Raw genomic sequence first — 17266 nt, 5'->3', positions numbered from 1 at the left:
CATGTCACAGCATCATCAGCCATCAACGCTTGCCGCACTCGGCCGGACCTGGGTCGAGGCCTGGAACGCACGCGATCTCGAGCGCGTGCTGAAGCTCTATGACGAGGCGGCCGTGATGACCTCGGACCGCATCCCGGCGCTGGGGTTCGACGCCAGCGGCACGGTGCGCGGCAAGGATGCCTTGCGCGCCTATTGGGGCAAGGCGCTCGGACTGTTGCCGAACCTGCATTTCTCGCTGATCGATCTGTTCGTCAGCCCAGATAGCATCGTGGTGTTCTACGAGAACGAGCGGGGCAAGAAGATCTGCGAATATCTGCGGGTGAATGAGGCAGGGCTGATCGTGCAGGGGTCGGCGAACCATTTGGTGGGGTGATTTTCTGCCCCTTGCTCGCCCTCTCGTTCCGTCATCCTGAGGCGTGAGCTCTGCGGCGCGCAGCGACGCGGGGCGAGCCTCGAAGGATGCACGGCCGAGATGCAGCCGGGCCGTCGTCCTTCGAGGCTCGTCCTGCGTTGCAGGACGAGCAGCTCAGGATGACGGTCCGACATCGGGCGCAATGCTTCCGGTAACGGAGACTGCGGCTCAAGCATGCGTTAACAACAACGCCGCCGGTTCCGAAAACAGGATCATCCGCATGAAACTCCCCACCTCCCCCTTTACCGTCACCGACTGGAGCCAGATCGAGGCAACCACGCATCCCGGCGAGAGCGGCGAGGCCAAATGGCGCACGCTCAATATCGGCGAGCTCCGGGTGCGGATGGTGGAATATTCGCCGGGCTACTTGGCCGACCACTGGTGCGATCGGGGTCACGTGCTCTACGTGCTGAAGGGCGAGCTCGACTCCGAGCTGCGCGACGGGCGCAAGTTCAAGCTCACGGCGGGAATGAGCTACCAGGTGTCGGATTTCGGCGACGCCGCGCACCGGTCCTCCACGACGACCGGCGCCACGCTCTTCATCGTGGACTGAGGCGCCCCCGCGGTTCACTTGCACCGCAGAATAGCAAAGGCGCGCGACATCCCGAATCACGGGTGGTGCCTTGAAGTAGCCCCAAATCCTCGCTATATTGTGATCATCGATACTTGGCCGAACGACTGGGCCGCTTCGCTTCGTTACAGACGGGCGCGCACGCTTCAGATGACTTCTCCAAACATCGACTGAACAGGATCATGGGCGCAGCGACGCGTACCGGTCCGCGTGCGTATCCTCTCTAACAAAGGAAATTCCCATGGCTATGGGCACCGTGAAGTGGTTCAACACCCAAAAGGGTTATGGTTTCATCCAGCCGGACGACGGCCAGAAGGACGTGTTCGTGCACATCAGCGCCGTCGAGCGCGCCGGCCTCTCCACCCTCAATGAGGGCCAAAAGGTCTCGTTCGACATCGTCGCCGACCGCCGCAGCGGCAAGTCCTCGGCTGACAATCTCCGCGTCGGGTAACGGCCCGCGCACCGTTCTGACCACGGACGTACCGGCAGAACGTTAGAACTCGAAAGCCCCGCGACCGGGATCCGGTCTGCGGGGCTTTTGTTTTGTTCCTTCCGGGGCGCCCGTAGGGCGAACCCCGGAATCCATCGAACGGCAAGGTGCACGGCTTGATGGATTCCGGGTTCTCGCTTCGCGAGCCCCGGATGACTGTGGAGGAACAATCAGCCGATTTTCTTTAGGATGGACACGAAAAACCCGTCCGTTCCCGTCCGCCGCGGCGTCATCAGCCAGCCTTCCGCCGACTGCAGCGCGGCCTCGCCGAACGCTTCCGCCTTGTCCCAGAGCACGCTCGCGGTCTGCTCGGGCGGGATGACCGCGAATTCGGGGTGGCGGCCGACGAACGCCCTCACCTGCTCGCCGTTCTCCTCCGCCAGCACCGAGCAGGTGATGTAGGCGATGCGGCCACCCACCTTCACCAGCGGCACCGCACGCTCCAGCACCTCGGCCTGGTCGCGCAGGCGGATCTCCAGCGCGCCGGGGCGCATCCGCCATTTGGCATCGGGGTTGCGGCGCCAGGTGCCGGTTCCCGTGCAGGGCGCGTCGATCACGACGAGGTCGGCGGTGCTGCGGATATCGGCCAGCGGATCGGCCTCGCCCTTGGGCGTGCGGACATCGGCATTGTGGACGCCGGCGCGCGACAGCCGCTCGTGGATCGGGGCAAGCTGGCGCTTATCGCGGTCGGTCGCGATCAGCCGGCCCTTGCCCTGCATCAAGGCGGCGAGCGCCAGCGTCTTGCCGCCGGCGCCGGCGCAGAGATCGATCACCTGCTCGCCGGGTTTTGCCGCGGTGAATTGGGCCGCAAGCTGGGATCCTTCATCCTGCACTTCAATTGCGCCCTTGATGAAATCCTCTTCCGCCTGGACGCCGGGGTTGCGCGCATCGGCCGAAAGCTCGATGCGCAGGCCGGTTGCGGACCAGGGCGTCGATTTCGCATGAAGATGAGCAAGCGCGCGCAGCACCTTGTCGCGATTGGATTTTAGCGTGTTGACGCGCAAATCGAGCGGGGCGCGGCTGGCCATCGCGGCGGCCTCTGCGGCGCGGTCATCGCCGAACACTTTTGCAAAGTGCGGATCGAGCCATTCGGGGTAATCGCCGGCGACCGCAGCAGGTGCATCCTTGAGGGAGCGCGAGGCGAGCGCGGCCTGCTCGGCATCGGTCAGTGGAGCCGGCGCAAACCGGCTGCCGTCGAACAGCGCGGCCATGGTGGCCGTGTCCATGCTGCGCTCGAGGCGGAGCATGCCGATCAGCCGCGCCCGTGCGGTATCGGAACCCATCAGGTAGGCGCTGGAGGCGTAGCGGCGCAGCACGTCCCAGACGAGGCCGGCGATCGCGGCGCGGTCGCCGGAGCCGGCGAAGCGGTGCGCGGTGCCCCACTCCTTCAGCGCCTTGGCCGCTGGCACGCGGTCCCTCTCGATTGTGTCGATCAGTTCGATGGCTGCGGACAGCCGGGCAGCGGGGGTCATTTGAATCTTTCAGTTTTGCGCATGATCTTATCGGAAAACCGGGATCCACTTTTCCGGATCATGCGCGATCAGATCAGCAGCAAAAGCTTCAGCGCGAAGTAGATCCACATCGCGAGCAGCACGAGCACGCCGGCGAGCCAGATCGTGGAGCGGCGGCCGAGATCGTTGGAGGAGACGAACACGCCGGCATGGGCAAAGCGCGTCACCACGAACACCCAGGACATCAGCACGATGAAGAGATCGGCGCGGCGCAAGGGCAATGCCAGCGCAATCAGGGCGTAGAACAGCACCGGCAGCTCGAACTGGTTGCGGTAGCAATTGGCGATTTGTGTGACGCCCTTCGGCCAGTTCGGCTCGCCCAGCGCAATGTCGCGGATTTTGGTCTCGCCCGAGACCAGGGTCTTGCGCCGCGCCAAGACCATGCCGATCAGAAGCGCGAAGGTGAGAGCGACCTGCACGAAGACCGGCAGCAAGACCATCTGAACGGACATCGGAACTTTCCCGGGAGGCGAAATGCCGCCGACCGTCATTAGCCGCGACTCTTGGCGCTGACAATGAACGACTTGAACCGGCGTTCCCGCTTCCGCGACCAAGCGTCGATAGTTAAAGCGATTTCGGCCCCTTAGGCCCGAGGCGAGATGGCGCCATGATTACCTTGTCCAGCCTCTTCACCGAGCCCGCCGGCGGACAGCTCGGCATCCTGATGTCGGCGCTGTCAGGTGTCGCGGCGGCGCTCGCGGTCGCGCTGGCGATGACGGTCTACTTCCGCTTGAGCTACCGGACCTGGCGCGACGTCGTCCGGCACGGCCTGGCTGCCTTGGCCGCGCTCGCCCTGTTCGCCTTTGCCGCCTACGACATGCGCCACGCTGCCCTTGCCTATCTCGGCCTCAATCCATCCAAGCCCGCCGTCGAGTTCGAGATCTGCATGCCCCGGGCGGTGCTGACGGGAGTGACTGACAGCCAGATCGAGCTGCATACCGACCGCAACCAGACACTGGCGCTGGTCGACGGGGTGCGCGACCTCTCGGACGGGCGGGCGGAGCTGCGCGGCGCCGTGGTGCTCAACCACCGCACCGCGGACCGCGTTCTGATCGTGAACCTGCCCGGCAGGGGCACCTTCGAGTTCCGCCTCCGCCTGCCGGCCGAGCCGCATCGCTCCGTTGAGTTCGGCCCCTGGCACCTCGCCGACCGCATCGCCTCCCCGCTCGCCGGCCCGGTCGCCCCGCAGGACGGCTACACGATCCGCTACCGCGTGCTTTAAACTTTGTTCGTTGCGATCCGTGCCGGCGCCGTCATCGTTCCGACTCGCGACAGCGGGTAGGATGATCGCATGCCCGAATTTCGCCTGATCCAGATTTCCGACACCCATCTCGGCCGGCGCTTTCCCGGTCTGATCGCCAACTTCCACCGCATCAGCGAGCACATCGACGCCGGCAGGCCCGATCTTGTCGTCAACACCGGTGACGTCTCGTTCGACGGGCCGACCAGCCGCGACGACGTCGAATTCGCCAAAGGCCTGCACGACGCCCTGCCCGTCACCTGCCGCTACCTCCCCGGCAATCACGACATCGGCGACAATCCGACCGCGATCGGGCCGGCGCCGAAGCCGCCGGTCAGCGAGACGCACCGCCAGGGGTTCTGCGACATCATCGGCGAAGACCATTGGTCGTTCGAGGCCGCCGGCTGGTGCTTCATCGGCCTCAACTCGCTGGTGATGAATTCGGGGCTCGCCTTCGAGGCCGAGCAGTTCGACTGGCTGTCCCGAGAGATCGCGCGCACGGACCGCAGACCGGTCGCGCTGTTCCTGCACAAGCCGCTGTTTCTCAACCTGCCCGACGACCCCGAGACGCCGGAGACCTCGATCCGCTACGTGCCGCAGCCGGCGCGGGCGCGGCTGATCGAGATGTTCGGAAATGTCGACCTGCGTCTCATCGCCAGCGGTCACGTGCACCAGCGCCGTGACTTCACCTGGCGCCACACCCGCCACGTCTGGGCGCCGTCGTCCGGCTTCGTCATCAACGATTCGCGGCAGGACCGGATCGCGATCAAGGAAGTCGGGCTGGTCGAATACCGCTTCCGGCCAGACAGTCTTGAGGTCCGCCACGTCAGGGCGGCGGGCCAGCGCGATGTCGACATTGAGGAACTGCTCGCCCAGATGGGCGGCGAGCACTCATAACATCGGCTGCGTGCAGTAGGCGCACTTGATGTCCGCCGTCACTCAACACCGGCGCAGAGCCGGACGCGCGTGCTCCACATCCCGGGCCCGTAAGCAAGAGTTTGTCTTGTGCTTCTCGAGCTTCGCCTTCCGATCAACAGGAACATCGCTAGCTCCGCGCGCATTGAAGGACGATCAGAATACGTCGATGGAGGCCCCATGATTAGGACAACGCTGAACGAAGCTAGGCTGACCAATTTGGCAACGGCTTGCGCGGCCTTGGCACTCGTCCTCGCGATGGTTCCGGCAACGGCGCAGGAGGCTGGGCGCTCGAGAGTCGGCACACTCACGTGCAACATATCGCCCGGAGTCGGCATGATTGTTGCGGGACAACGGCAGTTGAGCTGCATCTATGCATCGGCGCGAGGCAGGGCGCGCGAGGCTTACGAAGGCACCGTCAGCACGCTTGGACTCGACATAGGAGCCACGTCCGGCGGTCAGCTCGTTTGGACCGTGTTTGCGCCAACCACGCTTCGCCAGGCAGCCTTGGCTGGAACCTATTCGGGCGCGACCGCCGGCGGCACTGTCGGCGCCGGAGTTGGTGCCAACCTCCTGCTGGGCGGCTCGGATCGCACGGTCGTCTTGCAGCCGGTGTCCGTCCAGGCGCAGACAGGTGTGAACGTCGCAGCAGGCATATCGAGAATGGAATTGCGGCCGGTCGCTGCGCCTGCACGCCGCAAGGTGCAGTGACGGCCGTCGCCGGCGAAGTGAAGAAGAGCGCTTTTCAGTGAGCCCGGGTTCCGCCGGGGCGCCAACCAGTGCCCCACACGTTACTTCTGGCTCAACGATGCCCCAAGGCTCGCTTTGCGCAGATGGAGTGCTCTTCTTCCGGCGAGTTCAAGCCGATAAGGACAAGCTGCCAGCCTTAAGAATTTGCTATTGACTGACGGCCTCAACGATGGCGGCGGGTCTGCGTGCGTGACCATGTGCCCGGCATTTGGAACAAGGTGAAGGTCGGACCGAGGCAGCGCTTGATGTAAATCTCGCGCTTGTTTGAATTCGATCACTTGGTCCTCTGTTCCGTGGAATATTTGCACTTGGTCGCCTATGGTCGAGTAATAAGCTTGGAATTGTGTCGCAGTTGGAATGAGGAGTGCACTTTCCTCCGCAGCCGCCCTCAACTGTGAGGCCTGAGCACCAGAGACGCTGGAAATTGCGGTGGTCATTACTGAGCCTTGATGATCGAGGGTAAGAACACGAGACCCGCGGTGCCAAGCAAACCAATCCATCAAATGATTGGAAGTTGAAGCGCTCGTTCCTGCGCGCAATCGCAGAGGATTGATTAAAAATCGCGTGCCGCGGAACGGTGGAGAAATGCCCACGTTGGCCCGCTTAGGGTCGCACCTGTGACCGAGAGGATCCGACCTCACCAACAACAACGATGGAGCAACAAATGGCCAATCCACGCCAGGAGGAAAAGTCCACCCAAAGCCCTGAGGACACAATCCGCCGCGCCGCCGAGAGGACCGCTGAGCAGACCAGACGGATCGGCTTGGCTACCGTTGAGGCCAGCGAGGAGGTGGCCCAAGCCAGCGGCCATCTGCTGCAACAAAATGCCGAGATGTTGCAAAACAGTTGGCGCTTCGGCGTCGACATGGCCACTGCCATGATGGGCCGCTCTACTGATCAGCTTGGTCGCACGTTCGGTTTGACGGGCAATGAAGCGCAGCAGGCCACAGAACGCTCGGTCCGCAACGCAGAAGCCATCATGTACTCTACAACCGCTGTCGCCAAAGGAATGAACGGCGTCTCACGCGAGTACTTCGATTTCGTTCGTCAGCAGATCGAGCGGACCATGGACCGCATGAATGAACTCTGGCGCTGCCGAACTCCGCAGGATTTGGCGGCTGTGCAGACTGATCTGATGCGCGATTCGATCAGAAGCGCCCTAGATAGCAGCCGCCGGATGGCGGACATGTCTTTGAAGGTGGCTGACGATGCCGGAAACCATATTACTCAGAGTATCGAACGCATGCGGCACGCAGCCTAGCACGCTGCCATAACCATGGCGCACATGCGCGGCCGAACCTCAGCCGCTCATATGCCTGCTGCTCCAGTTGTGGCCTCGCGGGAGACTTAAGCCACGCTTTTGAGATCCTGCTGGATCGCGGCCAGCAGCGATCGCAATGCCTCGCTGTTCACCTGGTTTGAGGCAGCGACAGGCGGTTGACTGACAGGCTGCGCGGCCTTGACCGGACGCTTCGGAAACGGCGGCGGTGGTGCCGGCATGGGAGCACGAGCAAAATCGCCCTCGTCCTCGGTGTGAACGAACTTGCCATGGATGACGTCGTCGCGACGGCCCATGACGAACATGGTCGCCCAATAGCCGGCGGCCAGGAGGATTACGCAGAAAATACCAATCTCTAACATCGCAGCACCTAAAATATCCGCGATGATTCAATGCCTTCGTCGGCCCGTCAATGAACAGGCGGTCACGCCTGCGGCTTTTGCGGGCAGGTGTGACCGATTAGTGACTCTTTCTTAACCATCCACGGCCCTGAGGGGGCTGGATATCGCTAAATTACGCCTTGTCCGGCCCCACCCGAACCAGCTGCTTGCCGAAATTGGCCCCCTTCAGCAGGCCCATGAAGGCGCCGGGGGCGCTTTCCAGGCCCTCCGTGACGAACTCCTTGTACTTGACCTTGCCGTCGCGGACCCAGGCCGACATGTCGCGCAGGAAATCGCCATGGCGGGCGGCGAAGTCGGAGACGATGAAGCCGCGGAAGGTCAGCCGCTTGGTGAGGATGTTGCGCATCATCGCACCGGCCCATTTCGGCGGCTTTGCCTCGGTGTCGTTGTAGTGCGCGATCAGGCCGCAAACCGGCACGCGCGCGAACGGATTGAGCAGCGGGAACACCGCCTCGAACACGGCGCCGCCGACATTCTCGAAATAGACGTCGATGCCTTTCGGGCAGGCGAATTTCAGCTTGGCCGGAAAATCGGTTTCGCGATGATCGAGACACTCGTCGAAGCCGAGTTCCTTCACCACGTAGTCGCACTTGTCCTTGCCGCCGGCGATGCCGACCGCGCGGGCGCCCTTGATCTTGGCGATCTGGCCGACGGCCGAGCCGACGGCGCCGGAGGCGCCGGCGACGACGACGGTTTCGCCCGGTTGCGGCTTGCCGATGTCGAGCAGGCCCGTGTAGGCGGTCATGCCGGGCATGCCGAGCACGCCGATCGAGGTCGAGATGGGACCGAGCTTGGGATCAACCTTGATCAGGCCCTTGCCGTTCAAGATCGCATGCGTCTGCCAGCCCGAGCGGATGCGCACGATGTCGCCGACCGCGAAGTCGGGATTGTTGGAGGCCGCGACCTCGCTGACCGCCTCGCCTTCCATCACCCCGCCGATCGGCACCGGAGCTGCGTAGGACGGACCCTCGCTCATGCGCCCGCGCATATAGGGATCGAGCGACAGCCAGATCGTGCGCAGCAGGACTTCGCCTGCTGCAGGCGTTGGAACGGTGAATTCCTCGATGCGGAAATCGGATGGCTTGGGTTCGCCGACCGGACGCGCGGCGAGAACGATGCGTTTGCCTTGGGACATAGCTTCCTCCACTTTTCTGTCATTGCGAGCGAAGCGAAGCAATCCAGCCGCGTCAACACAAAAGGATTCGCGTAGCCCGGATGGAGCGAAGCGCAATCCGGGACCCCTCCCCGCATTCTGCTTCGCTCCACGCGGGCTACAAGGATTCTCGTGTCCCGGACGCGCTGCAGCGCGCAGCGTTGCTGCGCAGAGCCGGGACCCCAACAGAAAACTACATGGCATGATGTGGAGAGATGGGCCCCGGCTCTGCAGCGCATCACCGAAGAGGTGCTGCGCTGCGTCCGGGGCACGAGAGCGAGAGAAATGAAGACTAACCCCCGCCCGGATAATTCGGGCTCTCGCGCGTGATCGTCACGTCGTGGACGTGGCTTTCGCGCAGGCCCGCGCCGGTGATGCGGACGAACTGGGCCTTGTCGTGCAGCTCCTTCATGTCGCGCGCGCCGACATAGCCCATGGCGGCGCGCAAGCCGCCGGCGAGCTGGTGCATGACGTTGCCGACCGGGCCCTTGTAGGGCACCTGCCCCTCGATGCCTTCGGGCACGAGCTTGAGCGTGTCCTTGATGTCCTGCTGGAAGTAGCGGTCGGCAGATCCCCGCGCCATCGCGCCGACCGAGCCCATGCCGCGATAGGCCTTGTAGGACCGGCCCTGCCACAAAAACACTTCGCCGGGCGTCTCGTCGGTGCCGGCGAGCAGCGAACCGACCATGGCGATGTCGGCGCCGGCAGCGAGCGCCTTGGCGAGGTCGCCGGAATATTTGATGCCGCCGTCGGCGATGACGGGGATGTCGGACTTCTTCGCCGCTTCCACCGCATCCATGATCGCGGTGAGCTGGGGAACGCCGACGCCGGCGACGATGCGGGTGGTGCAGATCGAGCCCGGGCCGATGCCGACCTTGATGCAATCCGCGCCTGCGTCGATCAGCGCCTGCGCGCCTTCCGTGGTGGCGACGTTGCCGGCGACGACCTGCACCGAGTTGGACAGGCGCTTGATGCGGTTCACTGCGTGCAGCACGTGGCGGGAATGGCCGTGCGCGGTGTCGACGACGACGAGATCGACGCCGGCGTCGATCAGCCGCTCGGTGCGCTCGAAGCCGTTATCACCGACGGTGGTGGCCGCAGCGACACGCAGGCGTCCCTGCGCATCCTTGCAGGCGAGCGGATGCGCGACCGCCTTCTCCATGTCCTTCACGGTGATGAGGCCGACGCAGCGATATTGCTCGTCGACGACGACCAGCTTCTCGATGCGATGCTGGTGCAGCATCCGCCGCGCCTCGTCCTGGCTGACATTCTCACGGACCGTGACGAGATTTTCGTGCGTCATCAGCTCGGAGATCTTTTGCTGGCGATTGGTCGCAAAGCGCACGTCACGGTTGGTGAGGATGCCGACCAGCTTGCCGGGCGTCGACTTGCCGGCACCGGTGACGACGGGAATGCCGGAGATGCCGTGATCGCTCATCAGCTTCAGTGCATCGTCGAGCGTGGCCTCGGGACTGATGGTGAGCGGGTTCACCACCATGCCGGACTCGTAGCGCTTGACCTGCCGGACCTGGGCGGCCTGTCCTTCAGGATCGAAATTGCGGTGGATGACACCAAGGCCGCCGGCCTGCGCCATGGCGATCGCCATGCGGGCTTCGGTCACCGTGTCCATGGCGGAGGCCATGATCGGAATGTTGAGCGGAATGGCGCGGGTGACGCGAGAACGGATGTCGACCTCGCCCGGCATGACGTCGGACAGGCCCGGCTTCAACAGCACGTCGTCGAACGTAAAGGCTTCGCGGATGCCTTGAAGTTGCACCGTGGCCATATGCCAACTCCTTCCTGCGGCCCTGCCGCAAATGCTAATAGATGAGCGCCGCCCTCGGCGTACCTTGCGGCATCGCCTTAAGAATCGGAGCCCATCGGTGGGGTTGACGCGGGTCGATAGCACGGCCGCGTGACGAATCAAAGCAATTCGGGCCGCTGGCCAGCCATGCACAGGCTTTTTTGGGGCAGATTCAGCGGGGCGGCGGCCCATCCGCGGTCATTCCGGGGCGCGACGAAGTCGCGAACCCGGAATCCATCCCGCAGCGGCCCCTGCGGCCCGATGGATTCCGGGTTCGCGCCAAGCGGCGCGCCCCGGAATGACGGAGGGGAGCGTCATCCCGTTGTGACGCAGGATTTAGGTGCCATGCGTCGATCCGCAATGGTCGCAGGCGAGCGCCGGTGTTAAGCCGCAACTCCTCCTTCCTTCCGATTTCATTGCCAATCCGTCATGGTCGACAAGCAACGCGTCATTCCGCTGATCGTGGCCACCGCTCTCTTCATGGAGAACATGGATTCGACGGTGATCGCCACCTCGCTGCCGGCGATCGCGGCCGACATCGGGACCAGCCCGCTGACGCTGAAGCTCGCAATCACGTCGTACCTGCTGTCGCTCGCGGTGTTCATCCCGGCGAGCGGCTGGACCGCCGACCGCTTCGGCGCGCGCATGGTGTTCGCGATCGCGGTCGGCGTGTTCATGGTCGGCTCGGTCGGCTGCGCGCTCTCGACCTCGGTCACCGATTTCGTATTCGCGCGCATCCTGCAAGGCATGGGTGGCGCGATGATGACGCCGGTCGGACGCCTCGTGCTGCTGCGCTCGGTCGACAAGAGCGCGCTGGTCAACGCCATGGCCTGGGTGACGGTCCCTGCCCTGATCGGTCCCGTGATCGGACCGCCGCTTGGCGGGTTCATCACGACCTATGCGTCCTGGCACTGGATATTCCTGATCAACATCCCGATCGGCCTGCTCGGCATCTTCATGGCGATGCGCTTCATCGATCCGATCAAGAGTGAGGAACGCGAGCCGTTCGATCTCTACGGCATGGTGCTCGCTGGGCTGGGGCTCGCCGGCATCGCCTTCGGCCTGTCCGTCGCCGGCCTCAATCTGCTGCCGTGGAGCACCGTTGCAGCACTGATCGCGGGCGGTGCGATCTCGATGACGCTCTACGTCATCCACGCGAGGCGCACGGGGTCGCCGGTGCTGGATTTCTCGCTGCTGAACCTGCCGACGCTGCGCGCGGCCGTGCTCGGCGGCTTCCTGTTCCGCCTCGGCATCGGCGCGCTGCCGTTCCTGCTGCCGCTCTTGATGCAGATCGGCTTCGGGCTGTCGCCGTTCCATTCCGGCCTCGTCACCTTTGCCTCCTCGCTCGGGGCCATGGGCATGAAGACGCTGGCGGCGCGGATCATCCGCGCCTTCGGCTTCCGCAATCTGATGACGGTGAACGCGATCGTCAGCGCGTTCTTCCTCGGCGTCTGCGCGCTGTTCACGGTGACAACGCCGCTGCTCATCATCATGGTGATCCTGGTGGTCGGCGGCTTCTTCCGCTCGCTCGAGTTCACCGCGATCAACACCGTCGCCTATGCCGAGGTCGAGACCGCGCAGATGAGCCGGGCCACCACCCTCGTCAGCGTCAACCAGCAGCTCGCGGTCTCGGCCGGCGTCGCCGTCGGCGCGGCGTGTGTCGAGACGACGATGTGGTTCAACCATGTCAGCGAGATCGACGCCACCGTGTTCGCGCCGGCCTTCGTCGTGGTGGCGCTGACCTCGGCGGCGTCGAGCTGGTTCTTCTGGCAGATGCCGCTTGACGCCGGCCACGAGATCTCCGGCCGCAAGGCGGTGGAGATCGCGAGCCGCAAGGGCGCGGGCAAGGGCGCGGCGAAGGCCGCCGTCAAGGCGGCGAGCGAGGATACGCAGGACGTGCGCGACCAGCGGCTGGGGTAGCGTAGGGCAAGATGCCGGCTCTCCAGGAGCCGATCATTTTCATCTTTCCGAAATTGATATTGCCCCGTTCTGCCCCATGAATGCGCGAAAGGGTAGGCCGAGCGGCGTCTTGCTCCCGCCCCTATCCCTGCGGCGTGAGGTCAAACCAACGCCCGCGGAACAGTGAGCATGTGGATCTCTCCTGCCAACGCGATCAGTCAGAGGCGCCCCATCAGAGGGCGCGAGTTCACGGAGATGAACGCTCGTTTATATTCATGACTTCTGTTCCTCGCCGGCGCGCGCTTGCAACTTTTGCCCTTCGGCCATGTTGGCACGATATCAGAATACCAACGAAGGAGGGACGCGCATGAAAAAGGCCGCACTTGTCCTGGCAACCGTCGGCGCGCTCGGCGTGAGCGCGGTGGCGGCACCGACGCCGGCGGAAGCCCACTGGCGCGGCGGTTTTGGGCCGGCGCTGGCAGGCGGATTGCTCGCAGGTGCCCTGATCGGCGGCCTCGCCTCGTCCGCTTATGCCTACGGTCCGGGCTACGGCTATTACGGGTACCCGGGCTATTATGACGACTACTACGCACCGGCGTACTACGGCGGTTACTATCCGTGGGGCGGCTACACCAGGACTTACTACAGCACCAGTTACGCCCCGGCCTACTACGGCTACCGCTATCGCCGTATCGTGCGCCCGGCCTTCGCCTATTACGGCGGACCGTTCCCACGGCGGCACTTCTATCACCATCGCTGGCACCCTTACTGGTGAAGCGACGCCGCAACAGAAGGGCCGGCGCGAGGCGCTGAGCCTGCAAAATGGATTTTTGGTCGATGTCTTTATCGCTTCGATCGAGAGAATCCCGCGCGCGGTAGCACTGAGACGGAACAGCGCGACTCTCCCCTGATAGGAACGATGGCATCGGCATAGGAACGATGGCGTCGGCGCATCGTTCACAGACATCGGAAAACTCGAATGAAGGCTCGTTTTGTCTCGAGCCCGAGCTTCGAAAGCCCATCAACGGATGCTGCAAAGCAAATGGAGGAGGTTCAGGTGAACAACAGAAAGAACAGGTTCCTATTGACCACAGCAGTGCTGCTCGCCGGCGTCAGCCTGGCATCGGCTCAAGGCATGCGTGAAGGCGCCGGCAGCGGGATGAGCGGAGGCGCGGGCGCTGGCGCGGCGGAATCCGGCCGATCGGGCGGCGGAATGTCGCAAGGTGCAGGTGGTGCCTCTCACGGCGAAGGAATGACCCAGGGCCGCGCAGGGGGTCGAGCCGAGAGCCCTGCTGCGGGGCCATCGCGTTCTGAGCGTAGTGAAGGAATGCGTGATAGTGGCAAGGCCGACAGGGGCGAACGTCAGTCCGTCGGTCAGGGCCGCAGCGACCGCGACAACGCGCGTCAGTCCCAATCTGAAGGCGAGAAGCGTGGCAAGGACCAAACCGTCGGTCAGAGCCGAGGCGAACCCGACCAAGCGCGTCAGTCCAGATCCGAGCGCGACAAGAGCGGAATGAAGGACCAAACCGTCGGTCGGAATCGCAGCGACCGCGACGCTACGCGTCAGTCGCAAGGCGCAGAACAGGGTAAGAGCGCGACCACGGGCGCCAACACCAAGGATAATATCCAAGGCAAGAACGCGCAGGGTCAAACCACGACAACAACTGGCGCGAGCACCAAGGGCAACGCCCAAGGCCAGAACGCCCCGGGTCAGAGCACAACGACTGGCGCGAACACCAACAACGCGCAAGCCCCGAGTGCCCAGCAGAGCCAGGGCACGACGACCGGTGCCAACACTCAGGGACAGGTCAACACCCAGGCGCAAGCCCAGGGTGGGACGACCCAGAGCTTGTCCGGCCGCGTGCAGGTGAGCGCGCAGCAGCAGACAACGCTGCAGCAGTCGGTGTTGAGCTCACGCAATGTGGATCGCGTGCGGGTCAACGTCAATTCCATCAACTTCCAGATCAATGCCGGCGTGGTGGTGCCGCGGACCATCTCCGTGGTCGCCGTCTCGGCCTTCCCAGCGCTGATCGACATCTATCCGGACTATCGCGACGATAGCTTCTTCATCGTGGATGACGAGATCATCGTCCTCGACCGAAGCCGCAGGATTGTCGACGCCATTCCCGCCGGCCCGCGGACCCACTTTGCCCGGCGCGGCGGCTCGAGCGGCGGCGGTGCCAGCGTTGCCGCCCTGGACCTCAGCCCCGACGAGATCCGCATCGTTCAACGGGTGCTGATTGAACGTCATCTGCTGTCTGGCCAAGCAGACGGCATCCTCGGGCCCGCTACGCGCGAAGCTCTGATCAGCTTCCAGAGACAGGAAGGTTTCCAGACCACCGGCTCGATCGATACCCGGACGGTCACTGCACTAGGCGTCTCCAACCAGATCCGCGCCACGCAGGGCCAATCGACGAGCGTTGGTCAGGGGACGACTGGCCAGTCGACGCAGCAGAACACGACCGGGCAAAGCACCGGTCAGACCAACGCACCGGCGCAGCAGAACCAGACCAATGCGCCGGCACAGCAGAACCAGACCACCGGCCAGGCTGGGCAGAACCAGCCGTCCACAACCGGCCAGGCTCAGCAGAACCAACCGGCGACGTCGGGTCANTCAGGCACGCAACCGCCTGCCGGTCAGACCACCGGACAGGCGCCGGCCCAAAGCAACAGTCAGTCCACCAACCAGCCCGGCGCCGCACAGAACACGCCGTCTGGACAAACCAACCAGAACAATGCCCCGCCGCCTTCGCCGTCGGGTCAGCCGGCTCAGAATCAACCCAGCCGGTAAGATGCCCTCCCCGAGCCCTGCCACTGGCAGGGCTCTTCGTCATTCCGGGGCGATGCGCAGCATCGAACCCGTGCCGCAGGAATGCTTGGAGAAATGGATTCCGGGTTCGCCTCTTCGAGGCGCCCCGGAATGACGGAGCTTGTGGCTACTCCTTCGGCCCACCCCGAAACCCCGTCGCCAGCACGTAGCGCTCCGAGGAATCCTGCCGGCTCGCGGCGGGCTTGACGTGACGCACTGTTGCGAAGTCACGCTTCAACTGGGCGAGCAGCTCGGCATCGGCGCCGCTCTGGAACGTTTTTGCCAGGAACGTGCCGCCGGGCTTGAGCACGTCGCAGGCAAAGGCGGCCGCGGTCTCGACCAGGCCAACGATGCGGAGCTGGTCGGTCTTGCGATGGCCCGTGGTATTGGCCGCCATGTCGGACATCACGACGTCGGCGCCACCGCCCAGCATCGCGGTGAGCTTCTCGGGCGCATCGTTGTCCATGAAGTCGAGCTGCGCGAAATCGACGCCGGGAATCTCCGGCATCTCCAACAGATCGATCGCGACGACCTTGCCCTTGCCTTCCGTCGAGCCGACGCGTTTCGCTGCGATCTGGCTCCAGCCGCCGGGCGCCGCGCCGAGATCGACCACGGCCATGCCAGGCTTCAGCAGGCGGAACTTGTCGTCCATCTCCAGCAGCTTGAACGCGGCGCGCGAGCGATAGCCCGCGGCCTTGGCTTTCGCGACATAGGGATCGTTGAGCTGCCGCTCCAGCCACAGCTTCGACGATAGCTTGCGCTTGCCGCCGGTCTTGACCTGGACGTGCAAGCGGCCGGTGGTGTCCTTGGCCATTCTCACCAGCTCCTGAGCGCGCCGTCCTCGCGCATCATCTCGACCAGCATGCCTTCGCGCAGGCCGCGGTCGGCGACGCGCAGGCGCGGCAGCGGAAAGGCGCGGCGGATAGCATCGAGGATGGCGCAGCCCGCCAGCACGAGGTCGGCGCGCTCGACGCTGATGCAGCTGTTGTTCGCCCGCTCCTCGTAGCTCATGCCGAGCAGCTTGTTGATGGTCGCGGTGATATCGGCGTCGTTCATCCAGATGCTGTCGATGCGGCGGCGGTCGTAGCGCGGCAGATTGAGGTGGATGCCGGCCAGCGTCGTCACCGTGCCCGATGTGCCGAGCAGGTGCATGTCCGTGAGATCGCGGCCGTGCTCCTCCGCGAACGGCGCGACGTGGCTCGTGACCTCCTGCTCCATCGCAGCGTAGATCTCAGCCGTGACATCGCGGCCGCCGAACTGCTCGGCGAGCGTGACCACACCATAGGGGATCGACATCCAGGCTTTAATGCGCGGCTCCGGGTTTTCCGGATCGCGATCGATCCGCACCAGCTCGGTGGAGCCGCCGCCGATGTCGAACAGGATGGCGCCGCGTCCTCTGGGGTCGACCAGTGGCGAGCAGCCGAGCACGGCGAGCGAGGCCTCGGTCTCGCGGTCGATCACCTCGAGCTCGATCCCGGTCTCGGCGGCCACGCGGCTGCGGAACCCTTCCGCGTTCGAGGCCGCACGGCAGGCTTCGGTCGCGATCAGCCGCAGCCGTCGCGCTTTGCGCAGATTGATCTTGTCGCGGCAAATGCTCAGCGCCGCAATGGCGCGCTCGATCGCGGCCTCACTGATCGAGCCGGTCGCCGAAACCCCCTCGCCGAGCCGGATGATGCGCGAGAAGGAATCAACCACGCGGAAGCCGTCGTGGGTCGGACAGGCGATCAGCAGCCTGCAATTGTTGGTGCCGAGGTCCAGCGCCGCATAGACGCCGGTTCCCGGCGCTTGCGCGCCGACGGCCGGATCGGTGGCCAACGCCACCGCCGCCATCGACCCCTCCAGCTCGCCGTGCAGCCCATGGCCGTCGCGGAGCCGCGTGTGGTCATTCATACAAACTGTCTTTCCGCGGCCGGTCGGGCCGGTCTGGAATTGCTTTTTCGCCTGAAACATTAGCAGCGCGGCAGGCCTGCGCAACAACGCATCACATGGGACCATGCCCATTCGTGCGTTGTCGTGAACGGGGTCGTGGGTT

Annotated in this window: 17 protein-coding genes; 10 read left to right on the top strand and 7 right to left on the bottom strand. The window is 64.5% G+C overall.

Features of this window, described 5'->3' with window-relative positions:
- Position 1 precedes the first annotated feature (1 nt).
- The 3 genes from YU9_RS0116925 to YU9_RS0116915 all read left to right on the top strand — a co-directional run bounded on the left by YU9_RS0116925 (position 2) and on the right by YU9_RS0116915 (position 1434).
- On the top strand, positions 2-373 hold the full coding sequence (locus YU9_RS0116925) for a nuclear transport factor 2 family protein (protein WP_027573926.1): 372 nt from the start codon (positions 2-4) through the stop codon (positions 371-373).
- Positions 374-632: 259 nt separating this feature from the next.
- Positions 633-965 (top strand): DHCW motif cupin fold protein, encoded by a 333-nt coding sequence (locus YU9_RS0116920; RefSeq protein WP_027573925.1) that lies wholly within the window; start codon positions 633-635, stop codon positions 963-965.
- 259 nt (positions 966-1224) lie between these two features.
- Complete coding sequence (locus tag YU9_RS0116915; RefSeq protein WP_015686739.1) at positions 1225-1434, top strand: cold-shock protein; 210 nt, start codon at positions 1225-1227, stop codon at positions 1432-1434.
- 209 nt (positions 1435-1643) lie between these two features.
- Here YU9_RS0116915 and YU9_RS0116910 read toward each other — a convergent pair whose 3' ends face one another.
- Positions 1644-2945: an RsmB/NOP family class I SAM-dependent RNA methyltransferase gene (locus YU9_RS0116910; RefSeq protein ID WP_027573924.1), complete on the bottom strand. Its 1302-nt coding sequence runs from the start codon at positions 2943-2945 to the stop codon at positions 1644-1646.
- Positions 2946-3013: 68 nt separating this feature from the next.
- Positions 3014-3436 (bottom strand): MAPEG family protein, encoded by a 423-nt coding sequence (locus YU9_RS0116905; RefSeq protein ID WP_027573923.1) that lies wholly within the window; start codon positions 3434-3436, stop codon positions 3014-3016.
- A gap of 155 nt (positions 3437-3591) precedes the next feature.
- Between YU9_RS0116905 and YU9_RS0116900 the strand changes: the two genes are divergently transcribed.
- The 4 genes from YU9_RS0116900 (at position 3592) to YU9_RS0116885 (ending at position 7150) form a co-directional block, all read left to right on the top strand.
- The gene (locus YU9_RS0116900; RefSeq protein ID WP_027573922.1) at positions 3592-4206 is read left to right on the top strand and encodes a hypothetical protein; all 615 of its coding nucleotides are present in this window, start codon (positions 3592-3594) and stop codon (positions 4204-4206) included.
- Between the two features lie 69 nt (positions 4207-4275).
- Entirely contained in the window at positions 4276-5121 is an 846-nt protein-coding gene (locus YU9_RS0116895) for a metallophosphoesterase (RefSeq protein WP_027573921.1), read from the top strand.
- Between the two features lie 198 nt (positions 5122-5319).
- Entirely contained in the window at positions 5320-5850 is a 531-nt protein-coding gene (locus YU9_RS0116890) for a DUF992 domain-containing protein (protein WP_084298970.1), read from the top strand.
- Between the two features lie 703 nt (positions 5851-6553).
- Positions 6554-7150, top strand: coding sequence for a phasin family protein (locus YU9_RS0116885; protein ID WP_027573919.1), 597 nt, complete (start codon positions 6554-6556; stop codon positions 7148-7150).
- An 86-nt stretch (positions 7151-7236) separates the two neighbouring features.
- Here YU9_RS0116885 and YU9_RS0116880 read toward each other — a convergent pair whose 3' ends face one another.
- The 3 genes from YU9_RS0116880 to guaB all read right to left on the bottom strand — a co-directional run bounded on the left by YU9_RS0116880 (position 7237) and on the right by guaB (position 10508).
- Positions 7237-7530, bottom strand: a complete 294-nt coding sequence (locus YU9_RS0116880; protein WP_027573918.1) for a hypothetical protein — start codon at positions 7528-7530, stop codon at positions 7237-7239.
- 151 nt (positions 7531-7681) lie between these two features.
- A complete protein-coding gene (locus YU9_RS0116875) occupies positions 7682-8704 on the bottom strand; it encodes an NADP-dependent oxidoreductase (RefSeq protein ID WP_027573917.1) in 1023 nt (340 codons plus the stop codon).
- 310 nt (positions 8705-9014) lie between these two features.
- Positions 9015-10508, bottom strand: coding sequence for an IMP dehydrogenase (gene guaB / locus YU9_RS0116870; protein WP_027573916.1), 1494 nt, complete (start codon positions 10506-10508; stop codon positions 9015-9017).
- A gap of 447 nt (positions 10509-10955) precedes the next feature.
- Here guaB and YU9_RS0116865 point away from each other — a divergent pair, with 447 nt between their 5' ends.
- The 3 genes from YU9_RS0116865 (at position 10956) to YU9_RS0116855 (ending at position 15216) form a co-directional block, all read left to right on the top strand.
- Complete coding sequence (locus tag YU9_RS0116865; RefSeq protein ID WP_027573915.1) at positions 10956-12446, top strand: MFS transporter; 1491 nt, start codon at positions 10956-10958, stop codon at positions 12444-12446.
- Between the two features lie 346 nt (positions 12447-12792).
- Positions 12793-13200, top strand: coding sequence for a hypothetical protein (locus YU9_RS50940; RefSeq protein WP_027573914.1), 408 nt, complete (start codon positions 12793-12795; stop codon positions 13198-13200).
- A 204-nt stretch (positions 13201-13404) separates the two neighbouring features.
- Positions 13405-15216, top strand: a complete 1812-nt coding sequence (locus YU9_RS0116855) for a peptidoglycan-binding protein (protein ID WP_245266406.1) — start codon at positions 13405-13407, stop codon at positions 15214-15216.
- Positions 15217-15361: 145 nt separating this feature from the next.
- Here the strand turns inward: YU9_RS0116855 and YU9_RS0116850 are convergent, their stop codons facing one another.
- Together YU9_RS0116850 and YU9_RS0116845 are read right to left on the bottom strand one after the other, a co-directional pair.
- Entirely contained in the window at positions 15362-16048 is a 687-nt protein-coding gene (locus YU9_RS0116850) for an RlmE family RNA methyltransferase (protein ID WP_027573912.1), read from the bottom strand.
- Positions 16049-16050: 2 nt separating this feature from the next.
- On the bottom strand, positions 16051-17124 hold the full coding sequence (locus YU9_RS0116845) for a Ppx/GppA phosphatase family protein (protein WP_027573911.1): 1074 nt from the start codon (positions 17122-17124) through the stop codon (positions 16051-16053).
- Positions 17125-17266 lie beyond the last annotated feature (142 nt).

It is taken from the genome of Bradyrhizobium sp. WSM1743 (assembly GCF_000473065.1).
Taxonomy (GTDB): Bacteria; Pseudomonadota; Alphaproteobacteria; order Rhizobiales; family Xanthobacteraceae; genus Bradyrhizobium.
The sequence above is the reverse complement of the archived record's forward strand: the minus strand, read 5'-3'. Positions and strand labels throughout refer to the sequence as shown.